This window comes from Acinetobacter sp. NIOH-H-8 (assembly GCF_046635365.1).
Lineage (GTDB): Bacteria > Pseudomonadota > Gammaproteobacteria > Pseudomonadales > Moraxellaceae > Acinetobacter.
Genome location: NZ_JBHDVN010000192.1, coordinates 1 through 451 on the forward strand (window position 1 = coordinate 1; position 451 = coordinate 451).

Genomic DNA, 451 nt, shown 5'->3' on the forward strand with positions numbered 1-451 from the left:
CACGTTAGGGGAAACCAGCGAGAACAGCGCCGTTCCCGCCTGCACCAGCGTGCCGGGCTGCACGTTGCGTTTGGTAACAACGCCGTCGAACGGGGCGCGAACTTCGGTATAGGAGAGAGTAAGGTTGGCCGTTTCCAGCTGCGCTTTAGCCTGATCGACCTGACGCTCGCGCGCTTCAACGTTGGTTTCCTGCTGGCGGATTTGCAGCTGTACCTGCTCTGCCACTTCCAGCTGCGCCTGAGCGCTGGCCAGCCCTGCCTGCGCGCTGCGGAGTTGAGCGCTCGCGGCATCACTACTTTGCTGGGTGGTCGCACGCGGGTCGACGCCGCGCTGACGACGGTACTCCGCCTGCGCGTTCGCCAGATCGGCCTGCGCTTTCAGCACCTGCGCTTTGGCTTCGTCACGCTGGGCGGGATACTGGACTTTTGAAAGCGCCAGCTGCGCCTGGGCC

1 protein-coding gene is annotated in these 451 nt (G+C 64.5%); it reads right to left on the reverse strand.

Features of this window, described 5'->3' with window-relative positions; genetic code table 11:
• Positions 1–451: HlyD family secretion protein (locus tag ACEWB7_RS17750; RefSeq protein WP_411581051.1), on the reverse strand; the 451-nt coding region annotated here is incomplete at both ends.